Origin of the sequence: Halobellus ruber (genome assembly GCF_014212355.1) — an archaeon.
GTDB classification, from domain to species: Archaea; Halobacteriota; Halobacteria; order Halobacteriales; family Haloferacaceae; genus Haloquadratum; species Haloquadratum rubrum.
The window spans coordinates 382,658-407,306 of the sequence record NZ_JACKXD010000003.1; the positions used below are offsets into that span (position 1 = coordinate 382,658).

Annotated in this window: 21 protein-coding genes; 10 read left to right on the forward strand and 11 right to left on the reverse strand. The window is 68.5% G+C overall.

The genetic code is table 11. The annotated features are described in order from the left end of the window. Nucleotides 1-99: 99 nt before the first annotated feature. Nucleotides 100-2,364 (forward strand): PAS domain-containing protein, encoded by a 2,265-nt coding sequence (locus tag H5V44_RS17990; protein ID WP_185193028.1) that lies wholly within the window; start codon nucleotides 100-102, stop codon nucleotides 2,362-2,364. A gap of 69 nt (nucleotides 2,365-2,433) precedes the next feature. On the opposite strand, the gene ilvA is transcribed toward H5V44_RS17990, so the two are convergent. The 3 genes from ilvA to H5V44_RS10315 all read right to left on the reverse strand — a co-directional run bounded on the left by ilvA (nucleotide 2,434) and on the right by H5V44_RS10315 (nucleotide 9,318). Continuing rightward, nucleotides 2,434-3,699 carry a threonine ammonia-lyase gene (gene ilvA / locus H5V44_RS10305; protein WP_185193029.1) on the reverse strand — a complete coding sequence of 422 codons (1,266 nt, stop codon included), beginning with the start codon at nucleotides 3,697-3,699 and terminating at the stop codon, nucleotides 2,434-2,436. 10 nt (nucleotides 3,700-3,709) lie between these two features. Continuing rightward, a complete protein-coding gene (locus H5V44_RS10310) occupies nucleotides 3,710-6,265 on the reverse strand; it encodes a GcvT family protein (protein WP_185193030.1) in 2,556 nt (851 codons plus the stop codon). Between the two features lie 419 nt (nucleotides 6,266-6,684). Further along, nucleotides 6,685-9,318 carry a GcvT family protein gene (locus tag H5V44_RS10315; protein WP_185193031.1) on the reverse strand — a complete coding sequence of 878 codons (2,634 nt, stop codon included), beginning with the start codon at nucleotides 9,316-9,318 and terminating at the stop codon, nucleotides 6,685-6,687. A gap of 350 nt (nucleotides 9,319-9,668) precedes the next feature. On the opposite strand from H5V44_RS10315, the gene H5V44_RS10320 reads away from it, so the two are divergent. Together H5V44_RS10320 and H5V44_RS10325 are read left to right on the forward strand one after the other, a co-directional pair. Next, nucleotides 9,669-10,406, forward strand: coding sequence for a creatininase family protein (locus H5V44_RS10320; RefSeq protein WP_185193032.1), 738 nt, complete (start codon nucleotides 9,669-9,671; stop codon nucleotides 10,404-10,406). A gap of 72 nt (nucleotides 10,407-10,478) precedes the next feature. Continuing rightward, complete coding sequence (locus H5V44_RS10325) at nucleotides 10,479-11,429, forward strand: succinylglutamate desuccinylase/aspartoacylase family protein (RefSeq protein WP_185193033.1); 951 nt, start codon at nucleotides 10,479-10,481, stop codon at nucleotides 11,427-11,429. A 100-nt stretch (nucleotides 11,430-11,529) separates the two neighbouring features. Here H5V44_RS10325 and H5V44_RS10330 read toward each other — a convergent pair whose 3' ends face one another. After that, entirely contained in the window at nucleotides 11,530-11,712 is a 183-nt protein-coding gene (locus H5V44_RS10330; protein ID WP_185193034.1) for a hypothetical protein, read from the reverse strand. Between the two features lie 182 nt (nucleotides 11,713-11,894). Between H5V44_RS10330 and H5V44_RS10335 the strand changes: the two genes are divergently transcribed. The 3 genes from H5V44_RS10335 (at nucleotide 11,895) to glyA (ending at nucleotide 15,490) form a co-directional block, all read left to right on the forward strand. Then, nucleotides 11,895-13,097 (forward strand): hypothetical protein, encoded by a 1,203-nt coding sequence (locus H5V44_RS10335; RefSeq protein WP_185193035.1) that lies wholly within the window; start codon nucleotides 11,895-11,897, stop codon nucleotides 13,095-13,097. Between the two features lie 184 nt (nucleotides 13,098-13,281). Beyond that, complete coding sequence (locus H5V44_RS10340) at nucleotides 13,282-14,151, forward strand: methylenetetrahydrofolate reductase (protein ID WP_185193036.1); 870 nt, start codon at nucleotides 13,282-13,284, stop codon at nucleotides 14,149-14,151. 91 nt (nucleotides 14,152-14,242) lie between these two features. Beyond that, nucleotides 14,243-15,490 (forward strand): serine hydroxymethyltransferase, encoded by a 1,248-nt coding sequence (glyA, locus tag H5V44_RS10345; RefSeq protein ID WP_185193037.1) that lies wholly within the window; start codon nucleotides 14,243-14,245, stop codon nucleotides 15,488-15,490. 118 nt (nucleotides 15,491-15,608) lie between these two features. On the opposite strand, the gene H5V44_RS10350 is transcribed toward glyA, so the two are convergent. Further along, a complete protein-coding gene (locus tag H5V44_RS10350; RefSeq protein WP_221625676.1) occupies nucleotides 15,609-16,805 on the reverse strand; it encodes an NAD(P)/FAD-dependent oxidoreductase in 1,197 nt (398 codons plus the stop codon). Nucleotides 16,806-17,061: 256 nt separating this feature from the next. Here H5V44_RS10350 and H5V44_RS10355 point away from each other — a divergent pair, with 256 nt between their 5' ends. Next, nucleotides 17,062-17,685, forward strand: a complete 624-nt coding sequence (locus H5V44_RS10355; RefSeq protein WP_185193038.1) for a histidine phosphatase family protein — start codon at nucleotides 17,062-17,064, stop codon at nucleotides 17,683-17,685. Nucleotides 17,686-17,747: 62 nt separating this feature from the next. On the opposite strand, the gene H5V44_RS10360 is transcribed toward H5V44_RS10355, so the two are convergent. Then, entirely contained in the window at nucleotides 17,748-19,121 is a 1,374-nt protein-coding gene (locus tag H5V44_RS10360) for a glycine cleavage T C-terminal barrel domain-containing protein (RefSeq protein ID WP_185193039.1), read from the reverse strand. A gap of 121 nt (nucleotides 19,122-19,242) precedes the next feature. Here H5V44_RS10360 and H5V44_RS10365 point away from each other — a divergent pair, with 121 nt between their 5' ends. Both H5V44_RS10365 and H5V44_RS10370 read left to right on the forward strand, forming a co-directional pair. After that, nucleotides 19,243-19,503 (forward strand): hypothetical protein, encoded by a 261-nt coding sequence (locus tag H5V44_RS10365; protein WP_185193040.1) that lies wholly within the window; start codon nucleotides 19,243-19,245, stop codon nucleotides 19,501-19,503. A gap of 25 nt (nucleotides 19,504-19,528) precedes the next feature. After that, complete coding sequence (locus tag H5V44_RS10370) at nucleotides 19,529-20,296, forward strand: MOSC domain-containing protein (protein WP_185193041.1); 768 nt, start codon at nucleotides 19,529-19,531, stop codon at nucleotides 20,294-20,296. A gap of 28 nt (nucleotides 20,297-20,324) precedes the next feature. Here H5V44_RS10370 and H5V44_RS10375 read toward each other — a convergent pair whose 3' ends face one another. The 3 genes from H5V44_RS10375 to H5V44_RS17845 all read right to left on the reverse strand — a co-directional run bounded on the left by H5V44_RS10375 (nucleotide 20,325) and on the right by H5V44_RS17845 (nucleotide 21,962). Next, nucleotides 20,325-20,984 (reverse strand): helix-turn-helix domain-containing protein, encoded by a 660-nt coding sequence (locus H5V44_RS10375; RefSeq protein ID WP_185193042.1) that lies wholly within the window; start codon nucleotides 20,982-20,984, stop codon nucleotides 20,325-20,327. A gap of 332 nt (nucleotides 20,985-21,316) precedes the next feature. Continuing rightward, nucleotides 21,317-21,649: a hypothetical protein gene (locus H5V44_RS10380; protein WP_246403905.1), complete on the reverse strand. Its 333-nt coding sequence runs from the start codon at nucleotides 21,647-21,649 to the stop codon at nucleotides 21,317-21,319. Between the two features lie 187 nt (nucleotides 21,650-21,836). Further along, nucleotides 21,837-21,962, reverse strand: coding sequence for a hypothetical protein (locus H5V44_RS17845; protein WP_281381257.1), 126 nt, complete (start codon nucleotides 21,960-21,962; stop codon nucleotides 21,837-21,839). 298 nt (nucleotides 21,963-22,260) lie between these two features. Between H5V44_RS17845 and nirK the strand changes: the two genes are divergently transcribed. Next, nucleotides 22,261-23,343, forward strand: coding sequence for a copper-containing nitrite reductase (gene nirK, locus H5V44_RS10385; RefSeq protein WP_185193043.1), 1,083 nt, complete (start codon nucleotides 22,261-22,263; stop codon nucleotides 23,341-23,343). A gap of 501 nt (nucleotides 23,344-23,844) precedes the next feature. Here the strand turns inward: nirK and H5V44_RS10390 are convergent. Both H5V44_RS10390 and H5V44_RS10395 read right to left on the reverse strand, forming a co-directional pair. Then, entirely contained in the window at nucleotides 23,845-24,150 is a 306-nt protein-coding gene (locus tag H5V44_RS10390) for a cupin domain-containing protein (protein ID WP_185193044.1), read from the reverse strand. Further along, complete coding sequence (locus H5V44_RS10395; protein ID WP_185193045.1) at nucleotides 24,150-24,575, reverse strand: cupin domain-containing protein; 426 nt, start codon at nucleotides 24,573-24,575, stop codon at nucleotides 24,150-24,152. The genes H5V44_RS10390 and H5V44_RS10395 overlap by 1 nt, the downstream gene beginning before the upstream one ends. Nucleotides 24,576-24,649: the final 74 nt, after the last annotated feature.

Genomic DNA, 24,649 nt, shown 5'->3' on the forward strand with positions numbered 1-24,649 from the left:
ACGGTATTCGAGGCACGTGGCAGGCGACCGCGGGGCCCGCACGAACCGCCCCGTAGGTGAAAACGTAGTTTTAATTAGGGGTACGGGCCTCTCACAGGTGTGAGTCGCAGTTCGGACACGGTTCGCGTCCTTCACGTGGACGACGAGCAGGGCTTTTCGGAACTGGTCGCGGAGTTCCTCGAACGACAGGACGATCGGTTCGTCGTTGAGACCGCCGAAGACGCCAGCGAGGGCCGCGACCGGCTCGCCGCCGCCGACTTCGACTGTGTGGTGTCCGACTACGATATGCCGGGAACGAACGGGATCGAGTTCCTCACGGCCGTCCGCGAGGAGTATCCGGACCTCCCGTTCATCCTGTTCACCGGCCAGGGAAGCGAGAACATCGCCAGCGACGCGATCTCCGCCGGCGTCACCGACTACCTCCAGAAGGGATCGGGGACGGACCAGTACGAGCTTCTGGCCAACCGGATCACCAACGTCGTGAGGCAGGTCCGGGCCGAGCGCCAACTCGACGAGGAGCGGCGGCGCTTCCAGGCCCTCTTCGAGAACCTCTCGCAGGCGGTCGTCGAGGTCGAATGGGACGGCGAGACGCCGATCGTCGAGCACGTCAACCCGACTTTCACGGAGGTGTTCGGGTACGAACCCGACGAGATCGTCAGCGAGTCACTCGACGCGTACGTCGTCCCGGAGGAGGAGGCCGACGAACTCGACCGGCTCAACCGGCAGATCCGGACCGAGAGCGGGCTCTACTCCGAGGAGGTCACGCGGCTGACAGCCGACGGGACCCGAAAGTTCCTCCTGCAGACCGCGACCTACGGCGACGGGGCGGGGGCGTTCGGGGTCTACATCGACATCACGGAGCGCAAGCGCCGCGAGCGGGAGTTAGAGCGACAGAACGATCTGTTCAGGAAGGCACAAGCGATCGCGGACGTCGGCGCCTGGGAGTACGATATCGTCGCCGACGAGCTAACCTGGTCCGAGCAGATGTACGAGATACACGGCCGTTCGACGGACGCCGAGGTAACCGTCGAGTCGGCAATCGGGAACTACCACCCCGAGGATCGGTCGACCGTTCGGGACGCGCTGACCGACGCGATCGAGCACGGGGAGTCCTACGACGTCGAGGCGCGGATCCGCACGCCGGCCGGCGAGTGCCGGTGGGTCAGAACCCGCGGGGACCCACAGACCGAGGACGGGTCGCGGGTTCGGGTCCGGGGGACGGTCCAGGACATCACCGAACACAGGGACCGGGAGCAAGCGCTCCAGCGCGAGCGCGACCGCTACCAGTCGCTGTTCGAGAACAACCCGCTGATCATCTGGGAGGAGGACTTCTCCGAGGCGGTGGCCTACCTGGAGGAACTCACTGTCGATGTCGACGACGTCGAGACGTACCTGCTCGAGCACCCCGAGGAGATCACCGAGTTGCGGGAGCGTGTCGAGATCATCGACGTCAACCAGAACGCCGTCGAGTACTACGACGCGCCGTCGAAGGAGGCGCTGATCGACAACGTCGATGAACTGTTCGGCGGGGAGGCAGTCGAGGCGATGGCGGCCGAGTGGGCCGGCATCGCCGCGGGGCGGACGCGGTTCAGAAACGAGGTCGTCTCACGCACGCTCTCGGGCGACGAACACCGGGAACTCGTCGACGTGTTCGTGCCGGAGGACAGCGCCGACGACTACTCGCGGGTGTACGTCATCGGGACCGACATCACCGAACAGAAGGAGCGCGAACGGGAGTTGAAACGGCAGAACGAACGGCTCGACGAGTTCGCGAGCGTAGTCAGTCACGACCTTCGGAGCCCGTTGAGCGTCGCCACGGGGCGGCTGGAACTCGCCACAACGGAGTGTGATAGCCGGCACCTCGACGCCGTCGCCGACGCACACGGCCGGATGGAGGATCTCATCGACGACCTGCTGAGACTGGCCCGGCAGGGCGACCCGGTCGGCGAGACGGAGCCGGTGGACCTCGGCACCGTTCCCGAACGCTGTTGGGAGACGGTTGCGACGGGCGACGCGACGCTGCGTGTCGAGACCGACAGCGCGATCTGCGCGGATCCGGGCCGCCTGCGGCAGCTGTTCGAGAACCTCTACCGTAATGCCGTCGAGCACGCCGGTTCGGACGTGACAGTCACTGTCGATGCACTCGACGGCGGCTTCTACGTCGAGGACGACGGGCCGGGGATCCCGGAAGACGCACGCGAGGACGTGTTCGAGGCGGGCTACTCGACGACCGACGAGGGGACCGGCTTCGGGCTGAGCATCGTCGGGGAGATCGTCGAGGCACACGGGTGGACGATCACCGCGACCGAGGGGGCCGACGGCGGCGCGCGCTTCGAGTTCACCGGCGTGTCGTTCGCAGATTGAGTATTCTCGGGGCACAGCCGTCCTGAACGGGCGGTCCCGGCCGCGAACGACGCCAGGCTGGATCGGGAGCTACCGCTGTGTCCGCGTCACGTCCGCGACGCTGTAGCCGCGGTCCTCGATGGCGTCGACGATCGACGCCGCGTGTTCGGCGCCGCTGGTTTCGACGGTGAACACCAGGTACGCGTCGCCGACCTCCAGGTTCTCGACGGCACGGTCGTGGCGGACGTCGAAGATGTTGGCCTCCTGCTCGGCGATGATCCCCGAGAGCTCCGCCATCTTCCCCGGGCGGTCGTCGATGTGGACCCGGAGCTGGATCCGCTGTTGTCGCTGGGTCAGCGCGTGGACCAGCACGGTCTGTAGCTGGGTCATGTCCAGGTTGCCGCCGCAGAGCAGCGGCATCACGGTCTCGCCTTCGACGTCAAGGTCGTCGCTGAGCAGCGCCGCGACCGACGCCGCGCCCGCGCCCTCGACGACCTGTTTCGCCCGCTCCATCACCAGCAGGATCGCGCGGGCGATCTCGGTGTCGGAGACGGTGACGACCTCGTCGACGTTGGCCTGGATCATCCGGAGGGTCGTCTCGGAGATCCCGCCGGTCGCGATGCCGTCGGCGATGGTGTCGACCTCCTCTAAGGTGACCGGCATCCCCTTATCGAGGCTCTCGTGGACCGTCTCCGCGCCGGTGGCCTGGACGCCAACGATGCGGGTGTCCGGCGAGAGGTGTTTGATCGCGGTCGAGACCCCGCTGATGAGGCCGCCGCCGCCGATCGGGACGATCACGGTGTCGACGTCCGGGCAGTCGTGGTACATCTCGGTCCCGAGCGTACCTTGGCCGGCGATGATGTCGACGTCGTCGTAGGCGTGGACGAAGGCGGCGTCGCTGTCCTCGACCGCCGACTGGGCGTGGGCCATCGTCTCCTGGAAGTCCTTGCCGACGAGTTCGACCGTGGCGCCGTAGTCCCGCGTGGCGTCGACCTTCGTCTGCGGGGCGTCCTCGGGCATGTAGATCGTTGAGTCGGCACCGCACTTCGTCGCCGCCAAGGCGACGCCTTGGGCGTGGTTGCCCGCGCTGGCGGCGATGAACTCGGTCACGCCGTTTGCGACGTCCTGGCTGATCTTGTTGTACGCCCCGCGGGTCTTGAACGACCCCGTCCACTGGAGGTGTTCCATCTTCAGGTGGACCTCCGCGTCGACGAAGTCGCCGAGCGACGTGCTCCGCTCGACCGGCGTCTGTTTGACCACGGTGTCGTCGTCGAGCCGCTCGCGGGCCCGCTCGATGTCGACGTACCGGACCGGGAGCCCCCCGGCCGCGCCGCCGTCGGTGTCCGATGTGGTCATCCTGGCACTGTCACCGGATTATCCTGTCGCGTCCGGGGTCGAACAGCGGCTCGTTCCGGACGGTGGCGTCGTACAGTTCGCCCTCCGAGCGCACCTGGACGCCGGTGCCGGCGTCGGTGTACTCGGTGGGGAGGTAGGTGTACGCGATCGACTCGCCGATGGAGTAGCCGAAGTCCGCGGCCTGGACGTACCCCCGGGCCTCGCCGTCGACGAGGACCGGAGCGCCCGTCCGGAGGATGTCGGTGGAATCGTCCAGCGTGATGGGCGTGATCTCCGCGTCGACGCCCTCGGCTTTGGCCGCTGCCAGGGCCTCCTTCCCGACGAAGTCGGTGTCGAGGTCGACCGCGAACCCGAGTCCGGCCTCGTAGGGGTTCGAGTCGGTGTCGATGTCGGTGCCCCACAGTCGGTAGCCCTTCTCCAGCCGCATCGACGACAGCGCGCCGCCGCCCATCGGCCGCACGTCGAGGTCCTCGCCGGCGTCCTCTAAGACCTCCCAGAGCCGCCGACCGTACTCGACGGGCGCCCACAGCTCCCACCCGAGTTCGCCGACGTAGGAGACCCGCAGCGCAACCGCTGGCACCTCGCCGACGTAGATCCGTTTGGCGGTGAAGTACGGGAACCCGCTGTTTGAGACGTCGGCGTCGGTACACCGCTGGAGCAGGAGCCGGGACTTCGGCCCCCACAGCCCGATGGTGGACTTGCCGCCCTCCTGGATCCGTACCGACACGGTGTCGGGGGCGTGGTCCTTCAGCCACCCGCCGTGGATGCCCGGCGACGACCCGCCGCCGGTAGTGACCATATACCGGTCGTCGTCGAGCCGGACGACGGTCACGTCCGCGAGGATGCCGCCGCCCTCGTTACAGAGCAGGGAGTAGCGGACCTTGCCGACCTCGCTGTCGACGTCGTTACTGCACATCCGCTGGAGGAAGTCGGTCGCGTCCGGCCCCTCCACGATGATCGAGCTGAACGAGGTCATGTCGAACATCGACACCGCATCGCGGGTGTGGAGGTGTTCGGCGGCCTCGATCGGCGAGCGGTTGATCCCGGTCCACCCCTCCTGCTCGGGGATCTGCTCGTCGTACTCCTCGACGAGGTCCGCGTTCGAGTCGTACCACTGGGCGGACTCCCACCCGCCGGACTGGTAGAACTCCGCGCCCAGTTCCTGCTGGCGGTCGTGGAACGGGCTGGTTCGGAGCCCGCGGTGCTCGTCGGGCTGCCACCGCGGTTCGACGATGCTGTAGACCTGCTGGTACCGCTTTGCGCCCTTGTCGACGAAGTACTCCTTCTCGCCGGCGTGTGGCTCGAACCGCCGGACGTGGATCCCGCCGGTGTCGACCGGGCCGGAGGGCAGCCGGGGGACGCCGTTCTCCATCCACTCGGCGACGATCCGGCCGTAGCCGCCGGAGTGGGTCCACCAGATCGCAAGCGCCGACCAGAGGCCGTCGACCGACGCCGTCGGGCCGACCGCGGGCATCCCGTCGGGGGTGAACACGAAGATGCCGTTCTCTGTCGCCAGGTAGTCGGCGTCCTGGGTCGCCGGCAGGAGTTCGTCGAACGCCTGCTTCGGCGACTTCTCGCGGTCGGGGTGGGTCGGCTGCTCCCAGTGTTTCGTCGTGAACCCGCGGACCGACGCCTGGGACTCGTCGGTGTTCGTCCCCATCTCGTCGGGGTCCACCGAGAGCGTCTCGTGGTTGTACGACCCCAGTCCGAGGGAGTCGCCGTGGTTGCGGAAGTACAGCGAGTTGTCCTGATCGCGGCCGACCGGCTGGGTCGGGCCCTGGCTCATCGCCTCGGCGATCTCCCGCTGGCCGGGGACGTCGAGCCCGGTCGTGTTGTCGCCGATCGAGGCGCCCACGTCCGCGAGGTCTTCCATCGGCTCGGTCACGACGTACTGGTGTTCGACCGGCGCGATCGGGAGGTCGAGCCCGGCCATCCGGGCGGTCTGATAGCCCCAGTTGTTGGTGGCCATCACGGCCCGCTCGCACTCGATCGTCCCGCGGTCGGTCTCGACGGCGTTGACCTGCCCGCCCGCGACGTCGAGGTCGGTCACCTCGGTGTTGCCGTGGAAGTCGGCGGCGTCGGCGTTGGCGATGTACCACTGGAGGGCGGCGATCCCGTCGACCCGGCCGTCGGTGGGGGAGTAGTAGCCGCCCAGGATCTCCTCTTCGTTCACCATCGGGAGGTGGTCGGTGACTTCCTCCGGCGAGAGGAGCTGCGGTTCGGGGAGCCCGTATGATTCGGCCCACTCGACGCGGCGCCGGAGGAAGTCCATCCGCTCCTCGCTGCGGGCGAGTTCGATCCCGCCGACCTCGTCGTAGACGCCGGCGTCGGAGAGGAGGCGGCTGGTGTAGTACGCGGTTTTGGTCTGGACCTTCGAGGGGGAGGTCTGGAACATGATCCCCGGCGCGTGCACCGAGGAGCCGCCGGTGACCGGCAGCGGTCCCTGATCGATCACGACGACGTTCTCGGCGCCCAACTCGGAGAGGTGGTAGGCCACGCTACAGCCCACGGCACCCGCCCCGATGACGACGGTTTCGGCCTGCGATGGAAGTTCGGCTGTGCTCATCGTTCTCGTCCGCCGGTGGTCCTGTCACGGGCATAAAGACAACGGTGAGCCCGCGTTTCGGGCGGAAATCGCCGGTCGAGCGGTGCTCGGGGGCGCCCGGCGGGTCGCGCACGCAGGCGCGAACCACAGCCTGACAGACTGACGATGTGACGGGGCGTCGGGGGACGGCGGCGGGGCGGCGGTTGATCTCGCGGGGCGCTGGCTATCGTGTTTCGGGATCGATGGCATCCCGAGAATCCACCGCCGGGCGGGAATGGAAGGGGCCGCGGTCTCGCTGAGCGAGACGATGCAAGGACCGCAGGAGTGAGCGAAGCGAACGACGAGGACCGCAGCGAGTCGCAGCCAGCGAGACCGCGGGGGCTTCCGTAATCGTCTCGATACCGTTGGCGGTATCCGAAACGAACGGATTCTTTATCGAGTTATATCAGCGGTTCCTCGCGCACGGTCGCCTCGTAGCGGTCGCCCTCGTAGAGGATCTCCACGTCGGTGCCGGGTTCCGCGAACTCCGGCGGGAGGTAGGTGTACGCCACACACGCGCCCACGGAGTAGCCGTACTCCGCGCTGTGGACGTAGCCGAGAGTGTCGTCGTCGTGCGGCTCCGCCGCACTGTTCGAGGGACTTCGTCCCTCGCCCGGCGCGAACACCGGGCGGTGCGGGAGGATCGTCTCCTCGGTGTCGTCGAGGGTCAGACACGCGACCTCGTGGCGTGGCTCGCCGCCGTCAGCCGCCGCTGCCGGCGTCTCCGCGCCGGCGAGTGCGTCCTTCCCGATGAAGTCGGTGTCGAGGTCGACCGCCCACCCGAGGCCGGCCTCGTAGGGGGTGTGCTCGGTGTGGAGGTCCGCGCCCCACAGCCGGAAGCCCTTCTCGATGCGGAGGGCGTTCAAAGCGCCGTTGCCGTACGGCCGGAGGCCGTACTCCTCGCCGGCGTCGAGCAGGAGCTCCCAGAGCCGCTCGCCGTACTCGGAGGGGGTGTACAGCTCCCACCCGAGTTCGCCGGCGTAGGACACCCGAAGGGCGGTGACGGGCACGTTCTTCACGAAGAACTCCTGGCTGGTGAAGAACGGGAACGCGTCGTCGGAGAGGTCGACGTCGGTGACCTCCGAGAGGATCTTCCGGGCGTTCGGTCCGGTGCAGACCATCGCCGCCAGGCTGGAGGTGACGTCGTTGACAACGACGTCGTCGGGCGAGTGCTCCCGCACCCACGCGACGTGGTTGTTTCCGACCTCCCGGCCCGTGGTGAGCAGCAGGTACCGGTTCTCGTCGGTCCGGGTGACGGTGATGTCGGCGCGGACGCCGCCGGCCTCGTTGCACATCAGCGTGTACTTCACGTCGCCGACGCCGAGGTCCATATCGTTCGTACAGAGATGCTGGATGAACTCGCCGGCGTCGGCGCCGACGACCTCCATCTTGTTGAAGGAGGTCATGTCGTGGAGGCCGGCGTTCTCGCGGACGTTCAGCGCTTCGGCGCCCTCGATCGGCGACCAGTATTTGCCGGTCCACTCGTCGCGGTCGGGGATCCGGTCGCCGTACTCCGCGAGCAGGTCGGCGTTCGACTCGAACCACTGGGGCTCCTCCCAGCCGGCCTCGGCCCACAGTTCGGCGTCGAGCTCCTTGTGGGAGTGGTACATCGGCGTCCGACGGATGTCCCGCTGGGTCTCCGTCCACACCCACTTGGGGTGCATAATGTTGTAGACGATCCGGTACTCCTCGGCGCCGATGTCGCGGGCGAAGTCCCAACTCCCCTCGTGGTCGTCGAAGCGGTTGACGTCGCAGTGGGCGACGTCCATCGGCTCGCCGTCGAGCTTCGGGACGCCGTCCTCCATCCAGGTGGCGAGCGCGCGAGCCGCGCCGCCGGCGTGGGTGACCCAGGTCGCTAAGGCGGTCCACAGCCCGTCGTACTCCTGGACCGGCCCGAGGACCGGAAGCCCGTTGGGCGACTCCGCGAACATCCCGTTGTACTTGAACTCCAGCTCCTTCCCCTCCGTGGCGGGCAGCAGTTCGTTGCTGGCCTGCCGCGGCGCCTTGTCCGGGCGGTCCGGGTGGGTGGCGTTGTCCATGTGGTAGTCGGTGAACTCGTGGACCGACCCCTGCTCGCCGTCGGGGTCGTTGCCGCCCAGCTCCTGGGGGTCCGGGACGATCGGATCGTGGTTGTACGACCCGATCCCGTAGGCGTCGCCGTGGGTCCGGAAGTACATCGCGTTGTCCTGATCGCGGAGGATCGGGCGGTCAGGCCCCACGAGGAGGCGCTTTGCCTTCTCGCCGGAGACGTTCTCGTAGTTCTCGAAGAGGGGGTGGTCGGTGACGTCGACCGCCGCCTCCGAGAGTTCGTCGAGCGACTCCGTCATCGTGTACTGGTGTTCGACCGGCGTCACCGGGAGGTGGACGCCCAGCTTCTCGCCGAGTTGGCGGGCCCAGATGTTGGTCGCAAGCACCACCTCGTCGGCCTCGATGGTGCCGTTCTCGGTGACGACCGCGGTGATTTCGCCACCCTCGACCTCGACGTCCTCGGTCCGGGTGTGGGGGACGAACTCCGCGCCGCGCTCCATCGCCTCGCGGGCGAGGGCGTCACACGCCACGACGCCCGACACCTGGCCGTCGGTCGGGGAGTAGTAGCCGCCCAGGATCTCCTCTTTGTCGACGAGCGGGAGCTTCTCTTCGACCTCCGCCGGCGAGAGGATCTCCGGGTCGTCGATCCCCCACGCCTTCGCGTGCTCGACGCGGCGCTGGAGGAAGTCCATCCGCTCTTCGCTGCGGGCGACCTCGATCCCGCCGGTCTCGTTGTACGCCTGCTGGCCGTCGGCGCCCTCCAGATCGGAGTAGACCCGGCGGCTGTAATCGGCGAACTGCGAGAGCTCCTTGGGTTCGGCCGTCTGGAACATGATTCCCGGCGCGTGGGTCGACGACCCGCCGGTGGTCGGCATCGGCCCCTGGTCCACGACGACGACGTCGTCGCGGCCGAGTTTCGTCAGCTGGTAGGCGACGTTACACCCGACGATCCCGGCGCCGACGATCACGGTGCCGGCCCGGTCGGGCACGCTGTCTGTGGTTTGCATATGACTGGCAGTCGGTAGCGGTTGCGCGCACAAATAGGTGCCGTCCGAGCGACTCGAAACCCCCCGGAGAGTCCGTCCTACCGACGTGCGGGGGGAATCCGGACGCGGCGGGTGTACTGATACGGGTGTTTATTTCGCCGAGGGCGTCGGTCCCCGGGCCGTCCCGAGCCGAGGGACGGATCACGGGGCGCCCGGATCCGGATCCGGCGGAGCGAGCGGGGCGTCGAAATGACAGCTGAAATATTAGTTGTGGTTCGTCCAGCCCGGCACTGGCCGCAACGTGGCCTGAGCGCCGACAGTCGGCCGCCGGATGGCAACCGGTATATCCGGCCGCCGGGTGACGTGCCGGTATGGAGCTGACCCGCGAAAGCTGGACCGACGCCGACGCGGCCGACGCGAACCTCGCCGTACTCCCCGTCGGGAGCACCGAACAGCACGGCCCGCACGCACCCCTCGGGACGGACGTGCTCACCGCCGAGGCGGTGGCCGAGGCGGGCGCCGACCGGTACGACGACCCCGTGGTGGTCGCGCCCGCGGTCCCGGTCGGGATCGCCGAGGAACACCGTCGCTTTGCGGGGACGCTGTGGACGTCGGAGTCGACGTTCCGCGCCTACGTCCGCGACGTGGTCGGGAGCCTCGCGTCCCACGGGTGGGACCGGGTAATCGTCGTCAACGGCCACGGCGGCAACATCGCGGCGCTGAAGGAGGTCACCGCGCGGATCGTCCGCCACGACGACGCCTACGCCGTCCCGTTCACCTGGTTCGACGAGGTCGGCGAACACACCTCGGAGATGGGCCACGCCGGGCCGCTGGAGACCTCGCTGCTCCGCCACACCGACCCCGAGTCGGTCCACGAGGACCGGCTGGAGGCCGCCGCCGCGGACGGCGCCGACCGCTGGGGCGAGTGGCAGGGCCGCGTCAACCTCGCGGTCGACTCCGACGAGTTCACCGACAACGGCGTCGTCGGCGACCCCCGAGAGTCGAGCGCTGAACTCGGCGAGGAACTCCTGGCCAAGTCCGCAGACGCGCTGTGTGACCTCCTCGACGCCGTTCGCGACCGCGACCCGGGCCCGCGGATCGACGGCTGACGGGGCGGATCCCCGCGGACCGGCCCCGTCGGCTGCCACGGGGTTTTTACGCCGCGGCACCCCCCACGCGGTATGGACCGCGAACCCGTGACGCACACCGCGACCGACCGGGAGCTCGGCCGCTTCCCGTCCGGACGCGACGTCTCCGTGACGGTGCACAGCTACGAGGGCGGCGCGGGGCCGACGGTGTTCGTGCAGGCGGCACAGCACGGGATCGAACTCAACGGGCCGGCGGCGCTCCGCCGGCTCCACGCCCGCCTGCTCGACGCCGAGATCGCGGGGACAGTCGTCGTGGTCCCGGTGGCGAACCCGCTGGCGTTCGACCACCGGTCGTACCTGACGCCGGAGGCCTACGACGCCTTCAACTCCAACTTCAACCGGATCTGGCCCGGCGACGACGAGGGGAGCTTCCAGGAGCGGCTGGTCGCGAACGTCTGGCCGCTCGTCGAGTCTGCCGACGCCGCGGTCGACCTCCACACCGGGATGCCGGAGATGCTCGAACACGTCCGGTTCGACGCGAACGACGACGACGCCCGCGCGATCGCGGAGGCGTTCGGGACCGGGTTCCTGCTTTCGGACACCGACACCGCGGGCGACGACTTCGCGGGGAAGTTCCGGCTGGCGGCGGCCGAGGCGGGGGTCCCGGCGATCACCGCGGAGCTCTCGAACAGCCGAACCGTCCAGCGGTCCGCGGTGGAGTCGGGGGTCGAGGGCGTCCGGAACGTGCTCCGGGAGCTCGACGTGATCGCGGGCGCGCCGGCGGCGACGCCGGACCGGCAGTTCCTCCGGGACGACGCGCCGCGGGTGATCGCGGGCGCCTCCGGACTGTTCGAGCTCCGGGCGGGGCTGTCGGTCGGCGACGAGGTCGGCGAGGGCGAGGAGCTCGGCGGCGTGTTCGACCCCTCGTCGTTCGAGCGGCTGGAGACGGTGGTTGCGAGCGCCGACGGGGTGATCTACTCGGCGGCCCGCGGCGGGGTCGTCGTGACGGGCGAACGCGTCGCGAGCATCGCGACGGTTCCCTGATACGGATTATTGTAGTCAATTGCCGGTCATCGCCGACCCCGTCTCTGGCGATGACCGGTAAGTAGTTACAGTAATCCGTATGAGGCCGTTCGGCGCCGGATCAGTTTCGAGTCGACACGTACCCGTAGTAGCACCCGAGTAGCCACAGGCCGGCGCCGAGGAGCAAGCCGCCGGTGACGACGACACCGTCGGCCGGAATCGACACGAACGGGTACAGGCGGGTCAGCAGTCCGACCGCCGTCGCCGCGACGAACGCCGCGATTGCCTTCCGGGTCGCGTTCATCCTCGGGGGTGGTTTCGCTTGTCGCTTCCGTCCCTGGCGGGGTGATCGCACCGATCGTTACGCCCGTGGGGCGTTGCCACACAGTGCCCGGACACGGGCATTACGACGGCCGTTACTTGAAGACCCTCATCATTCCACACACATCGTTAACCAACCACAATATGTTAATCCACGATAGTGATATGGTGACGCAGACACACTCCCCGTTCGAGACCCTCGCCCGCGTGATCGAGCACCTCGACGACGACGGACGGACGGTCCGTCGGACCGAAGCGGCGGGGGGCGGTGGAGACGGGGCGCTGCGCGCCACGGTCGACGTGTCGGTCGGGGCACTCTCAGGGGACGACGCCGGCTTCGAGCCGACCGACGCCGCAGTCGACGGCGCGCTCTCGGTGACGTTCCGCGCGCCGGCGTTCCCGGACCCCGCAGAGGCGCTCTCGGGGGCGTATCCCGGAGTTTCGGTCGACCCCACCGACGTGTGGGTCGAAGACGGGGCAGTGGTGGTAACGCTTGCGGTGACGATCGGCGGCGCCGACCGCTCGATCGGGGCGGAGGATACGACGGCGAACGACGGAGCCGACGGCGCGTCGGGAGACGAGGGCGCGCCCGGAAGCGCCGCGTCGACGTTCGGGAGCGCGGCAGCCGACGGCGCGGGAGCTGTCACGGCGGACGCCACCGAGACCGGTTCGGAGGACGCTCACGAAGCCGACGCGGACCAAACCAGTGCGGAGGACGACGAGCCCGCCGCGGAGGTCGTATCGCCGCTCGACGCCGTCCGCGACGAGTCGGTCCCGCCGTACGACGACACGCCGTACCTCCGTCGGCTCTACGAGACCTGCGGGACGTTCGCCGAAATGAGCGAGCGGATCGAGATGGACGTCTCCGCGGAGACCGTCCGCCGGTATATGATCGAGGCTGACGTCCACTCGCCGACCTCCTACGAGACCGGCGGGGGGGCGGCGTCCGGTGCCGGGAGGGCTGACGGCTCCGAACCGCCGACGGAAGACGGGGCGGCGTCCGGTGCCGGGACGGTCGACGGCTCCGAACCGCCGACGGAAGACGGGGCGGCGTCCACGGATGGCGCGGACCGCGGAGGGGCCGGCGAGCACGATCCCGCCGCGTCCCTCCCGGACGAGCAGCTGGTCGCCGACGGGATCGGGCTGCCCGAGTCGCTGACTCTCCGCGACGTCGTCGACGCCGTCGTCGGCGCCAGAACTGTCCACGAGGTGCAGCGCGAGATCGGCCTCGACTACGACCGGACGCGACAGCTGTTAACCCAGCTCAACGTCCTCGATCTGGTTGTCGGCCGGGTCGCCGCCGACCGGACCGTTACCGTCGATATTGTCGCCGACCGGATCCGGCAGTGCACGCCCGACGCGGCCTGATACGGATTATTGTAACGAATTACCGGTCATCGGCGATCCCGTGTGAGCGATGACCGGTAATTGACCACAATAATCCGTACGAGTGGCCGCCGAGGAGCCGGTCGGGAGCCCGATCGTGTGTTCCATTTGGTATGTCGAGTGACGGACCCATAGACAAAAGTGCGTGCCGACCGTTCAATCAGTAATGTCACTTGGAGCGCAGCGCGAGTCCGGAACTGACGCCGTTGATGGCGCCGAGTACCTGTTGAACAACGCTCGGTTCGAGCTGATGCCGTTCGACAGCTTCGACGAGGAGATCTCCCACCTTCCCGAGGGGTCGAGCATCGCGATCACGACCTCGCCGAAGCTCGGGATCGAACGGACCGTCGAACGCTCCGAGGAAGCCGCCGCCCAGGGGTACAACGTCGTGCCTCACATCGCGGCGCGGTACGTCGAGGGCCCCGAGCAGCTCGAGGAGATCGCGCGCCGGCTCACCGAGGCGGGCGTCACCGACATCTTCGTGCCCGGCGGCGACAAGGAAGAGCCCGTCGGCGAGTTCGAGTCCGCCTACGACCTGCTCGTCGCCCTTGAGGACCTCGAATACGAGTTCGACGAGGTCGGGATCACCGGCTACCCCGAGGGTCACGAGTTCATCTCCGAGGAGACGCTCGCCGAGGAGATGGAGAAGAAGGCGCCGTACGCGACGTACATCGTGACCCAGCTGTGTTACGATCCCGACACGATCCTGGAGTGGGTCGAGGACCTCCGGGCTCGCGGCGTCGAACTCCCGATCGAGATCGGGATCCCCGGCGTGATGAAATACGAGAAGCTCCTGAACATCTCCCGGAAGGTCGGCGTCGGTGACTCCGTGAAGTTCCTGCGGAAGACCACCGGACTCGTGGGCTTCGTCAAACAGTTCATCGGATCGCGGGGCCGGTACAAGCCCGACGACCTCATCGACGGGCTGGGCCCGTACGTCGGCGACGACGAGTACAACATCCGCGGCGTCCACATCTACACCTTCAACCAGACGCCCGACCTCGAGGAGTGGCGTCGCGGCCGGCTCGAGGGCTGACCGCACTCCGCACGGGCTCCGGTCCGATCGGGCCGTATCACGCCGTACCGAAAGGCAGAATTATCTGCCTCGGATCCCACGGATCTTATGTATGCCGAACGAAACCGTTCGCGAGGCCGATCCGGCCGTCGCCGACGCCCTCGACGCCGAGCGCAGGCGCCAAAACGAGACGCTCGCGATGATCGCGAGCGAGAACCACGCCTCCGAGGCCGTGATGGAAGCCCAGGGGAGCACCCTCACCAACAAGTACGCCGAGGGGTACCCCGGCGAGCGGTACTACGCGGGGTGTGAACACGCCGACGAGGTCGAACAGCTCGCGATCGACCGGGCGAAGGAGCTGTGGGGCGCCGACCACGTCAACGTCCAGCCGCACTCCGGCTCGCAGGCGAATCAGAGCGTCTACCTCGCGATGCTGGAACCGGGCGACAAGATCCTCTCTTTGGACCTCACCCACGGCGGTCACCTCTCGCACGGCCACCCCGCCAACTTCACCGGCCAGATCTACACCGTCGAGCAGTACGAGGTCGACCCCGACACCGGCTACGTCGACTTCGAGGGCCTCGCCGAGACCGCCGAGGAGTTCGAGCCCGACATCATCGTCTCGGGCTACTCCGCGTACCCCCGGGAGGTCGACTTCGGGCGGATCCAGGAGGTCGCCGACGCGGTCGACGCCTACCACCTTGCCGACATCGCCCACATCACGGGGCTCGTCGCGGCGGGCGTCCACGAGTCGCCGGTCGGGGTCGCGGACTTCGTGACGGGATCGACCCACAAGACCATCCGCGCGGGCCGCGGCGGGATCATTATGTGCGACGAGGAGTACGCCGACGACATCGACAACGCGGTGTTCCCCGGCGCACAGGGCGGCCCCGCGATGCACTGTATCGCCGGGAAGGCGGTGGGCTTCAAAGAAGCGCTCTCCGAGGAGTTCGAGGCCTACGCCCGACAGACCGTCGACAACGCCGCCGCGATGGCCGACCGCCTGCAGGACCACGGTCTCAGCCTGGTCTCCGGCGGCACCGACAACCACCTGATCCTGGCGGACCTCCGCCCCTCCCACCCCGACACCACGGGCAAGGAGGTCGAAGAGGCGCTCGCGTCGGCGGGGATCATCATGAACGCGAACACCGTCCCCGGGGAGACCCGCTCGGCGTTCAACCCCAGCGGGATCCGACTCGGCACGCCCGCCCTGACCACCCGCGGGTTCACCGAGTCGACCTGCCGGGAGGTCGCCGACCTGATTATGAAAGTCGTCGACGACCCCGGCGACGAGAGCGTCGTCGCCGACGTCGCCGCCCGGGTCGAGGAACTCACCGACGAGTACCCCCTGTACGACTGAGAGTACGCCGCCGCCGTCGAGAAGTTTCGTCGGCACTCCGGCCGGGTCGGCGACCGGTCGCGCGGTCTCGGTTATATCCCAACGCTCGGGAATCCTCGGCTTCAGGGCGGGGAGGATGTCAACCCGAACCGCGTCCGGCCCCGGTGGCGCGCCACCGATCGGTCATCCCCGCGTAGAGCCGCCCGAGCGCCCGCCGTCGGAGGAAGATCCGGGCGAGCAACAGCGGGTTGCGGGCGAGTCGGCGGAGGACCGTCGTCGGCGCGCGGTCAACCGCCTCGATGTCGACCCCCGAGGCCGCCCGGACCGCCGCCCCCAGGACCCGCGGCCTTCGGGCTTCGAGCAGGTGTCGCACCACCGACGCGAACAGGAACTCCGGCTTCAGCCGACGGTAGAGCCGGCCGGGATACGCCTCCAGCCGACCCGCCGCGGCCAGTTCCGCCGCCAAATACGACGATTCGACCGCCTGTGAGATCCCCTTCCCGGTAACCCGGTTCGCGATGCCGGCGGCGTCGCCGACCCGCACGACCGAGTGCTCGGGGAGGTACGTCCGGTCGGGGTCGAGGTTCGGGCCCTCGGGGATGGTCGCGACGTTGGTCCGATCCCGCGAGGGGACTGGCCAGCCGTTGCGGTCGCAGGCCGCCGCGAACGCCGCGAAGTAGTCGTCGGGGCGTTCGTCGAACGTCCACCCGATCCCGAGGTTGGCGCGTCGGGGCGTCTTCGGGAACGCCCACACGTAGCCGGTGTAGTTCTCCAGGACGATCCGCGCGTTCGGGTGGAGGTCCCCGAAGTCGCCCGCAACGTCGGCGTTGAGCGCGACAAGGCGGGCCCCGTACGCGTCGGTGCGGCCGAGCGCCTTACTGGAGAGGGATGGGTGGCCGGTGGCGTCGACGACGAGGTCGTAGCCGTCGGCGAACTCGAGGAAGTCGGCCGACGGGACGGGGTGGTCCTCGTGGACGGCGACGCCCAGCCGGTCGAGCCGGTCGGCCCAGGCGCGCTCGACGGCGTTGCGGTCGGTGATGTACGCGTCGGCAGCGGGGAACTCCCCGCGCCCGGTCCGACGCCGGTCGGACGCGGTGCCGTCGTACACCTCGACCTCCAGTGCCGGCAGTGGGTTGTGGAACCCGTTCTCCGGTGTCGGGTCCAGCGGGATCTCGGAGACGGCCGTCATCGCCTCCCCGCAGTTGACCCGCTTGGCGTCGTAGGACTGCCGCTCGTAGAGGTCGACGTCGAAGCCGGCGTCGTGGAACGCCTCCGCGGCCGCCAGGCCGGCCATCGCACCGCCGACGACCCCGACCGTCCCGCCGGCGCCGGTCATCGGCGGCATCCCGTGTGCCGGGGTCGGCGGGACCGCCGTCCGACGAGGTCGGAACGGTCGGGCGGACGGGCGTTCACGGGCACTCTCCGGGTCGGACGGCGGTCGGATCCGCGTCGGTGGCTGCGTCCCGGCGCCCGCCGCGGGACGGGCGTCGGGGCTCGCTCGGGCCGGGGTCGCATCTCGTACCATTGGTGTGTACCGCGGGAATAAATCTCGTGGCAAAGTGACAAACCTCGCTGGAACCTGGTCTCCGACGATGGCAACCGAGATGTACGTCGTCAGACACGGCGAGCGCCGGGACAGCGTCGACCCCGACTGGGAGTCGGTCGCCGACCGCGTCCACGACCCCCCGCTGACCGAGCTCGGGCGGTGGGCGGCCTGGCGGGTGGGCCGGCGGTTCGCCGCGGCCGACGTCTCCGTCGACGCGATCTACGCCTCGCCGTTCCTCCGGACGGTCGAGACCGCCGACGAGGTCTGCCGGGAACTCGGAACGTCCTTCGAACTCGAACCGGGGCTCGGCGAGTACCGCAACCCCGAGTGGTTCGACGCGGAGCCGGAAACCCTGCCGCCGGCGCGGCTACGCGAACGGGTTGGGACCCTCCATCCAAGAGAGGATCCCCACGTCGTCCCCCAGTTCCCGGAGACCCACGGGGCGGCGCGGGAGCGGATCGCCACCGCGGCCCGGCGGCTCGCCGCGGAAGTCCGGGGGTCGGCGTTGCTCGTCGGCCACGGGATCACCGTCGCCGGCGTCGTCGAGGGGCTGGTCGGCCCGGAGGTCGACGCCGACGCGCCGCTGTGTGGGGTGACCCGGCTGGAAGCCGACGCTGACGGGGGGTGGCGGCTCGACTACACCGGCGACACCTCGCATCTGAACGTGTAAGTGAGGGCGTGAGCGAAAGGAAAACGACACCGAAGACCGGCCGCGAGGGCCGTCAGGCGAGGTTACTCGCTTTCGGCTTCCTTCCGGGCGTTGAGCTTGGCCTGCTCGCGGGCGCTCGGGTTGACCGACTCCTTGAACGGAACCTTCGCGACGGTGGCGAAGGTGGGTTCGTCGGGCTCCTCGGAGTACTCGTCGGGGAGGTGGACCTGGAATTCGAGGTCGAGGTCCTCGTCGTAGATCTCGTCGTTGAGCGGCGTGTCCGTGGCTTCCTCGAGCTTCTCGGCGGGCACGTAGCCCATCGCGATGTTGGTTTCGAGGTCCGGGTTCCACCACGGCGAGGTGATGTAACCGCACTCCTCGCCCGTCTCGGGGTCGGAGATGAGCCAGAAGTCCGGCGCGTAGTCACGGATGGGCTCGCCGGCCATCTTGAGGCCGACGAGCTTGTGGGTGAACGGGTAGTTGCCGTTCTCGATCTGCGTTTTTTGTTTTTCGAGTTCCTCCTTGCCGATGTAGTCCGCGTCCTTGTCGTCGGGGACGTGGTAGCCGAGGTTGACCTGGAACGGCGAGGTCTCGAAGTCGAGGTCCTGCCCCCAGGACATGATCCCCGCCGCGATACGGCGGTGGTGACCGGGCGCGATCTGGCGACCGCCGTGGGCCTTGACGCTCTCGTGAACCGGGTCCCACACCTTGTCGGCGTCGACGTGGGCGTTCCGGACGTAGATCTCGAAGCCGGCCTCGCCGGAGAAGCCGGTCTGGCTGATGAGCACGCTGGCGCCGTTGATCTCGGCTTCCATCAGGCCGTAGTAGGGGATCTCCCGAACCTCCTCGCCGACGACGTCGACCATCACGTCCTCGGATTTCGGGCCCTGGATCTGCATCGGCGCGACGTCGATCTCGTCGATCTCGACGTCGAAGTCGTTGTCGACGTTGACGCCCTGCAGCCACTGCATCAGGTTGCTGTCGGAGATGGAGAACCAGAACTCGTCCTCCTCGGGGCGGAGCAGAACCGGGTCGTTGAGAACGCCGCCGTCCTCGTTACAGAGGATGACGTACTTCCCGTCGAGGGCGTCCATTCCGGTCACGTCGCGGGTGACGACGTAGTTCGTCAGCGCTTCGGCGTCGGGGCCCTTCACCCGGATCTGGCGCTCGACCGCGACGTCCCACAGCGTTACGTCGTTGGTCAGCGCGTCGTACTCGGCCATCGCACCGCCGTCCTCGGGCTCGATGAGCCCACGCGGGTGATAGACGCGGTTGTAGACGGTACAGCGCCACGCGCCGTTCTCGACGAACGACTTGTGGAAGAACGGTGACTTGCGAACGCGGGTCGAGACGAGCATCTCGATGCCCGGATCGCCCGTCTGACGGAGGTTCCGTGGGACGGAACGATCGGACTGGTCGACGCTCGGGAAGTTCGGATTGTCGGCGTCTCCTGACATCCAATAGACTGTGGATATAGACCTCAATAAAGGATCACCCTGATAGTCCCGTACGTTTATCCCGTGGCCGGCGAGGCGGGTGCGACAAACAACTTATTTCCGTCGGGTCCTTACCCCCGGTATGGAACGTGAGCAGCGACCACCACCCGGGCCCGACGCCGCCCGGGCCTACCGATTGGGAATGATCACCGGCGGGATCGTCGGTCTGGTGGTCGCCGGCGCGCTCTACTGGACTGGCGCCCTCACGCTGTTGACGCTCGGTTACGTGATGATCGCGCTGTTCCCCGTCTACCTGATCGCGGTCGCGGTCCTCCTCAGCGTCTGGCTCGGGTACGACAAGGACGTCACCTCCCTCCGGCCGGTGTACAGAACGAAACAGTGATTCCGGTCCCGTGACACGGGCGGCTATGGCGCGGCTGGAACGGCTCCGGATCTACCCGGTGAAGGGGCTCGACGGGGTCGACGTCGGGACGGCCGACGTGCGGGCGGGCGGGACGCTCGACGGCGACCGCGAGTACGCACTCCTCGACGCCGACGGCGACCCGCTCAACGGGAAACGCACCGCCGCGGTCCACGACCTCGACGCCGGCTTCGACCCCGACTCCGGAACCCTGACACTCGAGACGGACGCGGGGGAGACCGAGCGGTTCGCGCTCCCCGCGGATCGGGACCGCGCGTCGGCGTGGTGCAGCGACGTTTTCGACGGGGAGTTCACGCTCGAACGGGACGACGAGCGGGGGTTCGTGGACCGCCCGGGGATGGGGCCGTCGGTGGTCAGCACCGCGACGCTCGAAACCGTGGCGTCGTGGTTCGACGGCCTGACGGTCGGAAGCGTCCGGCGCCGGCTCCGCGCGAACCTCGAGGTGAGCGGGGTCGACCCGTTCTGGGAGGACCGGTTCGTCGGCGAGGCCGCCCCGGAGTTTGCGGTCGGCGGCGTGCGGTTCGAGGGGGTCGAACCGTGTGGCCGGTGTGTGGTTCCGTCCCGCGATCCGGACACCGGCGAGGCGCTCCCGGAGTTTAGAGAGCGGTTCATCGAGAAGCGTCGGGAGACGTTCCCCGACTTCGCCGACCCCGACACGTTCGACCACTTCTTCGCAGTGATGATCCTCGCGCGGGTGCCGGCGGCCGCGGAGCGGCCCACGCTCCGGGTCGGGGAGCCGGTCGAGGTCGTGTGAGCACGGGGTCCGCCAGCGATGACACCGATCAGTCCGGCCGCTCGCGCTCCGCGATGGTGGCCGCGATGAGGTTCCGCATCCCGCGTCGGAGCCGCCCGCTCATCGCCGTCGACGACAACTCCATCCGGTCGGCCACCTCCCCCAGGGAGATGTCCCGGGGTTCGTTGAAGTAGCCCTCCGAGAAGGCGAGTTGGAGCGCCGCCCGCTGTTCGTCGGTGAGGCCGTACGACGACTCCCCGCCGGCGTCGTCGTTGCTGTAGATCTCGATGATGTCGAGAGCGATGTCGTTGGCGATCGCGTACTCCCAGATGGCGTTCAACGCGGCGCGGTCCGGCAGCAGCAGGTGGACCAGCCAGCCGCCGTTCTCGGTTTCGGTGTGGACCAGAAAGCCGTTCTCCTCGGTGACGATGCTGCTTATCAGCCGGGTCTGCGGGGTGTGCTCGATGTGGTAGATCGCGGTGTCGTCGGTGCGGTCGATCAGCTCGAACGCCTCGACGGTCCCGTCCTCTGCGAGCGTCGCTTCGAGTTCCTCAGCGTCGTCGTACTCGACGAGGAACGGGAAGTACGTCGACCCCGGATCGGTCGTCCCCTGGGTTATCACCCGGATCTTCACGTCGTCGAGGGCTCGCAACGTGGGGACGAGCGAGAGGTAGTCGTGCTCGATGTGGACTTTAGCTGTGATCGACATAGCTTCGATGGTCGCCGGCGTCACGTCGGACCCCTGCGGGCCGTCCACGGGTGGAACGCGACCGCCGCGGCCGGAGTGACGCGACGACTGTGGTACTGCCGAATTCGGGGTCCCCCCGTGTTATACTATCGGTTGTGCGGCGCCGGATCGCACCGGCGCGGGCGGGCAGCCCCCACCCCGATGCGGCGTGACAGGGGGCGCGGGCGACTCCGCCCCGATCACGCCGACGCCGGGTCCTCTGCCGGTGGCGCGGGCGCGGACTCCCGCCGGTTCTTGATACTGTCGGCTATAGTCACGTGAAGGATTTCGACACCTCGGGGTGTCGAAAATTTTCACGTAGTTATAGCCAACAGTATGAGCGCCAGCCCCAGGAACAGCACGAGGCCGACGGCACGGAGCCCCAGATCGAGCAGGAGCGCGTTGACCGACACCGACACGCCCGCGAACCCGAGGACGTCGAACACCGAGGTCGAGAGGAGCCGGGGAGCCATAAGCAGCAGCGAACTCACGGCGAATCCGATCCGTTCGAGCCGGGTGATGTCGGCGTACAGGGTTCCGATGACGGTGGCGCCGAGCGCGACCACGCCGAGGAACATCCCGACGACGGGAACGACGATCTCCGGGATCGAGTACGAGAGTTCCGCGAGGTCGCCGAAGTTGACCACCCGGTACCGCTCCCGGGGCGACCCTACTTATAATATATCCTATAGTATGTGTTTTTGTATCGGAAGAGTACCAGTTTTTATCCGTGAACGACCGGCCGGCTCACAGCCCCGGGTTCGGCGCTGGAGGGGTTCGGTTCGGCGGGGTCGCCGCGTGTGAAAAAATTGCGCCGCACCGCCGGCCTCGGGATCACCGGACGACCGGTTGTGGGTCGTCGTCGCCGCGCCCGAGGATGTCGTCGACGATATCGTCGATGTTCGGGGTGCGGCGGTCACGCCGAGGTTCGTCGTTCGGGTAGTGCGGTACCAGGGGCATCGTTTCACCCCACAGGAAGTACGGATGCGATCTAAAAAATCCCACTCCCGTCGGGTCCGCTTGACCTCGCGTCGCTCGGCCTCACTTCCCCGAGTAGTCACGCTCGCTACGTCGCCGGCGCGACACGCCGGCTCCCAGCGTGACCCCGCCCGGTTCGCGTGGCTCCCGTCGGGACCGTCACCCCGCGATCGATCATATACACCACCCGGAAGATGTTCGTTCGGGATCCACGACGGAGGGAATCGGCTGCGAGTTATACCGGGGTACGCCGCCGTCGTCCAACCGGAGGAGGAAGCCAATGTTCGACACTACCCGACGCCGCACGCTCCAGGCGCTCGGCCTCGGCGGTGCCGCATCGCTCGCCGGCTGCGCCTCCACGGCGCCGACCGCCGACAACACCCAGGCCACCACCGACACCGCGACCGAAGCGATGTCTACCCCCGGATCTACCGACGCCGACCGTGTCGCCGCCGATCCCACCGACATCCCCGACCCGATCGACCGCGACACCTCCAAGGAGGTCGACGTGACCCTCCGGAGCGAGGAGGTCGTCGCCGAGATCGAGGAGGGCGTCACCTTCTCGTATATGACCTACGGCGGGCAGGTTCCCGGCCCGCTCATCCGGGTCCGCCAGGGCGACACGATCAACCTCACCTTCGAGAACGCCGAGTCGAACTCGATGCCGCACAACGTCGACTTCCACGCGTGTGCGGGCCCCGGCGGCGGCGCCGAAGCCACGACGACCGCTCCCGGCGAGACCGCTGAACTCCGGTTCCGGGCCACCTACCCCGGCGCCTACATCTACCACTGCGCCGTTCCCAATCTGGATATGCACATCAGCGCCGGGATGTTCGGGATCATCCTGGTGGAGCCGCCGGAGGGGCTGCCCGAGGTCGACCACGAGATCTACGTCGGCCAACACGAGGTGTACACGAACAAGCCCGCCGGCGAGGCGGGCCACCACGGGTTCGATATGGACGCGATGGCCAGTGAGGAGCCGTCGTACGTGCTGATGAACGGCGAGAAGTACGCGCTGACGCCGAACGCGTACGGCCCGGCGGTGACCGCCGGCACCGACGAGACCGTCCGCGTGTTCTTCGTCGACGGCGGCCCGAACCTCGCCAGCAGCTTCCATCCGATCGGGAGCGTCTGGGAGACGCTCTACCCCGACGGCTCGCTGAGCACGGATCCGCAGACGCACATCCAGACCCGGGAGGTCCCGCCGGGGAGCACCACGGTCGCGACGATGAACTCCCCGGTCCCCGGCGACTTCAAGCTGGTCGACCACTCGCTGTCGCGGGTCGCCCGGAAGGGGTGTATGGCGATCGTCCGTGCGGAGGGCGAGGAACGCCCCGAGATCTTCGATCCCGACCCGGCGTGAGGACGCCGGTTGCGGGGTCGAACGCCGGCCCGTAGGAGAGCAGTCGGGTCGGGCGCGCCGACGGAGGGATCTGCAACGGAACCGCAGTACCCGTTCCGTGACACCGAACCCCACGCGGGGCACCTGGGGACACGTCCCGCGCACGGCCTGTACGCTTCAAGAGCGGGTTTCTACACGGGAAGCGGATCCACTAAACCGACTACTCTCCCTCCAGATGCTCGGCATATTCGGTGCGTTCCTCCGCGAGGCCGTCGCCAGCGAACTGCTGGCGAGCGTCGCCGTCTGTGCCTTCGCCGTGGCCCTGCTGGGATGTTCGTCCGGATGACCGGATCGCTGCTCTCGGGACTCCGCCGGTCGGCGGGGCCGGATGTGGCCGCCGAGTATCGGCAGTAGACGGCGCCGGAGCACACCCCAGCGATGGGGACGGCGCGTCGGCTGCGGCACCGTGACGGGTGTCGCTATCCTCGGTCGAAGCGTCGGTGGCTACACCGAGCAGTATGCTTACTCGGATGCCCGCGCGGCCAACACGACGAGGGCCGTGCTCGGCTCCCGGGCGACCGGGGAGATCTCCCGCTCGCCGTCGAACCGTGCGACGTCGCCCGCCTCCAGGGAGTGCCGCTCCCCGTCGAGTTCGAGGTCGATCGCGCCGTCGATCAGGTGGAACACGACGTCGCGGCCGGGGTGGGTGTGTGGGTCGACCCGGTCGCCGGCCTCGAGCGCCAACCGGATCGTCTTCGGCTCCGCGTCCGGGAACACGTTCGCGTGCGGCGTCGCCTCGAAGTCGGGGAGGTGCTCGATTTCCGCCATCAGCGACCCGCCCCCGGTTCGTCCGCAGGGGCGGTCCCGGCAGACTCCCCCAGTTCCGGCTCGAACTCTCCGTTCCGGAGTCCACGCCGGACCGGTTCGTGTTCGGCGTCGGTCGGCGGCGGCGCAGTCACGAGCAGCGCCTCCAGCCGCTCACCGTCGTCAGCGCGGATGCCGCGGCGCGTGCCCGACTCGATCGCGACGGCGTCGCCCGGCTCGACCCGGTGGTCGGTCGCGCCCTCGCGGACCAGGCCACGCCCCCGCCGGACGCTGACGACCACGTCGCTGTCGGGTGCGTGGACCGGGATGAACTGCCCCGGCTCGAAGCAGGCGTAGACGACTTTCGCGTCGTCGGTCCGGAACACGCCGGCGGCGGCGAAGCTCTCGTCGTCGTACTCGCGTGCGGCGTCGGTGTCGATTCGTGGCATCGCTCGGAGGATGGCGGGCGGGCCGGTTCGGGATTGGGCCGAACCTGTTCGGCGGGACAACGACGGCACCGCCG

What these genes read in the sequence shown, in the direction of transcription:
- ilvA (WP_185193029.1), bottom strand. Translation starts at nt 3,699, where the DNA reads ATGACCACATCGGACACCGACGGCGGCGCGGCCGGGGGGCTCCCGGTC.
- H5V44_RS10310 (WP_185193030.1), bottom strand. Translation starts at nt 6,265, where the DNA reads ATGAGCACAGCCGAACTTCCATCGCAGGCCGAAACCGTCGTCATCGGG.
- H5V44_RS10315 (WP_185193031.1), bottom strand. Translation starts at nt 9,318, where the DNA reads ATGCAAACCACAGACAGCGTGCCCGACCGGGCCGGCACCGTGATCGTC.
- H5V44_RS10320 (WP_185193032.1), top strand. Translation starts at nt 9,669, where the DNA reads ATGGAGCTGACCCGCGAAAGCTGGACCGACGCCGACGCGGCCGACGCG.
- H5V44_RS10325 (WP_185193033.1), top strand. Translation starts at nt 10,479, where the DNA reads ATGGACCGCGAACCCGTGACGCACACCGCGACCGACCGGGAGCTCGGC.
- H5V44_RS10330 (WP_185193034.1), bottom strand. Translation starts at nt 11,712, where the DNA reads ATGAACGCGACCCGGAAGGCAATCGCGGCGTTCGTCGCGGCGACGGCG.
- H5V44_RS10335 (WP_185193035.1), top strand. Translation starts at nt 11,895, where the DNA reads ATGGTGACGCAGACACACTCCCCGTTCGAGACCCTCGCCCGCGTGATC.
- H5V44_RS10340 (WP_185193036.1), top strand. Translation starts at nt 13,282, where the DNA reads ATGTCACTTGGAGCGCAGCGCGAGTCCGGAACTGACGCCGTTGATGGC.
- glyA (WP_185193037.1), top strand. Translation starts at nt 14,243, where the DNA reads ATGCCGAACGAAACCGTTCGCGAGGCCGATCCGGCCGTCGCCGACGCC.
- H5V44_RS10350 (WP_221625676.1), bottom strand. Translation starts at nt 16,805, where the DNA reads ATGACCGGCGCCGGCGGGACGGTCGGGGTCGTCGGCGGTGCGATGGCC.
- H5V44_RS10355 (WP_185193038.1), top strand. Translation starts at nt 17,062, where the DNA reads ATGGCAACCGAGATGTACGTCGTCAGACACGGCGAGCGCCGGGACAGC.
- H5V44_RS10360 (WP_185193039.1), bottom strand. Translation starts at nt 19,121, where the DNA reads ATGTCAGGAGACGCCGACAATCCGAACTTCCCGAGCGTCGACCAGTCC.
- H5V44_RS10365 (WP_185193040.1), top strand. Translation starts at nt 19,243, where the DNA reads ATGGAACGTGAGCAGCGACCACCACCCGGGCCCGACGCCGCCCGGGCC.
- H5V44_RS10370 (WP_185193041.1), top strand. Translation starts at nt 19,529, where the DNA reads ATGGCGCGGCTGGAACGGCTCCGGATCTACCCGGTGAAGGGGCTCGAC.
- H5V44_RS10375 (WP_185193042.1), bottom strand. Translation starts at nt 20,984, where the DNA reads ATGTCGATCACAGCTAAAGTCCACATCGAGCACGACTACCTCTCGCTC.
- H5V44_RS17845 (WP_281381257.1), bottom strand. Translation starts at nt 21,962, where the DNA reads ATGCCCCTGGTACCGCACTACCCGAACGACGAACCTCGGCGTGACCGC.
- nirK (WP_185193043.1), top strand. Translation starts at nt 22,261, where the DNA reads ATGTTCGACACTACCCGACGCCGCACGCTCCAGGCGCTCGGCCTCGGC.
- H5V44_RS10390 (WP_185193044.1), bottom strand. Translation starts at nt 24,150, where the DNA reads ATGGCGGAAATCGAGCACCTCCCCGACTTCGAGGCGACGCCGCACGCG.
- H5V44_RS10395 (WP_185193045.1), bottom strand. Translation starts at nt 24,575, where the DNA reads ATGCCACGAATCGACACCGACGCCGCACGCGAGTACGACGACGAGAGC.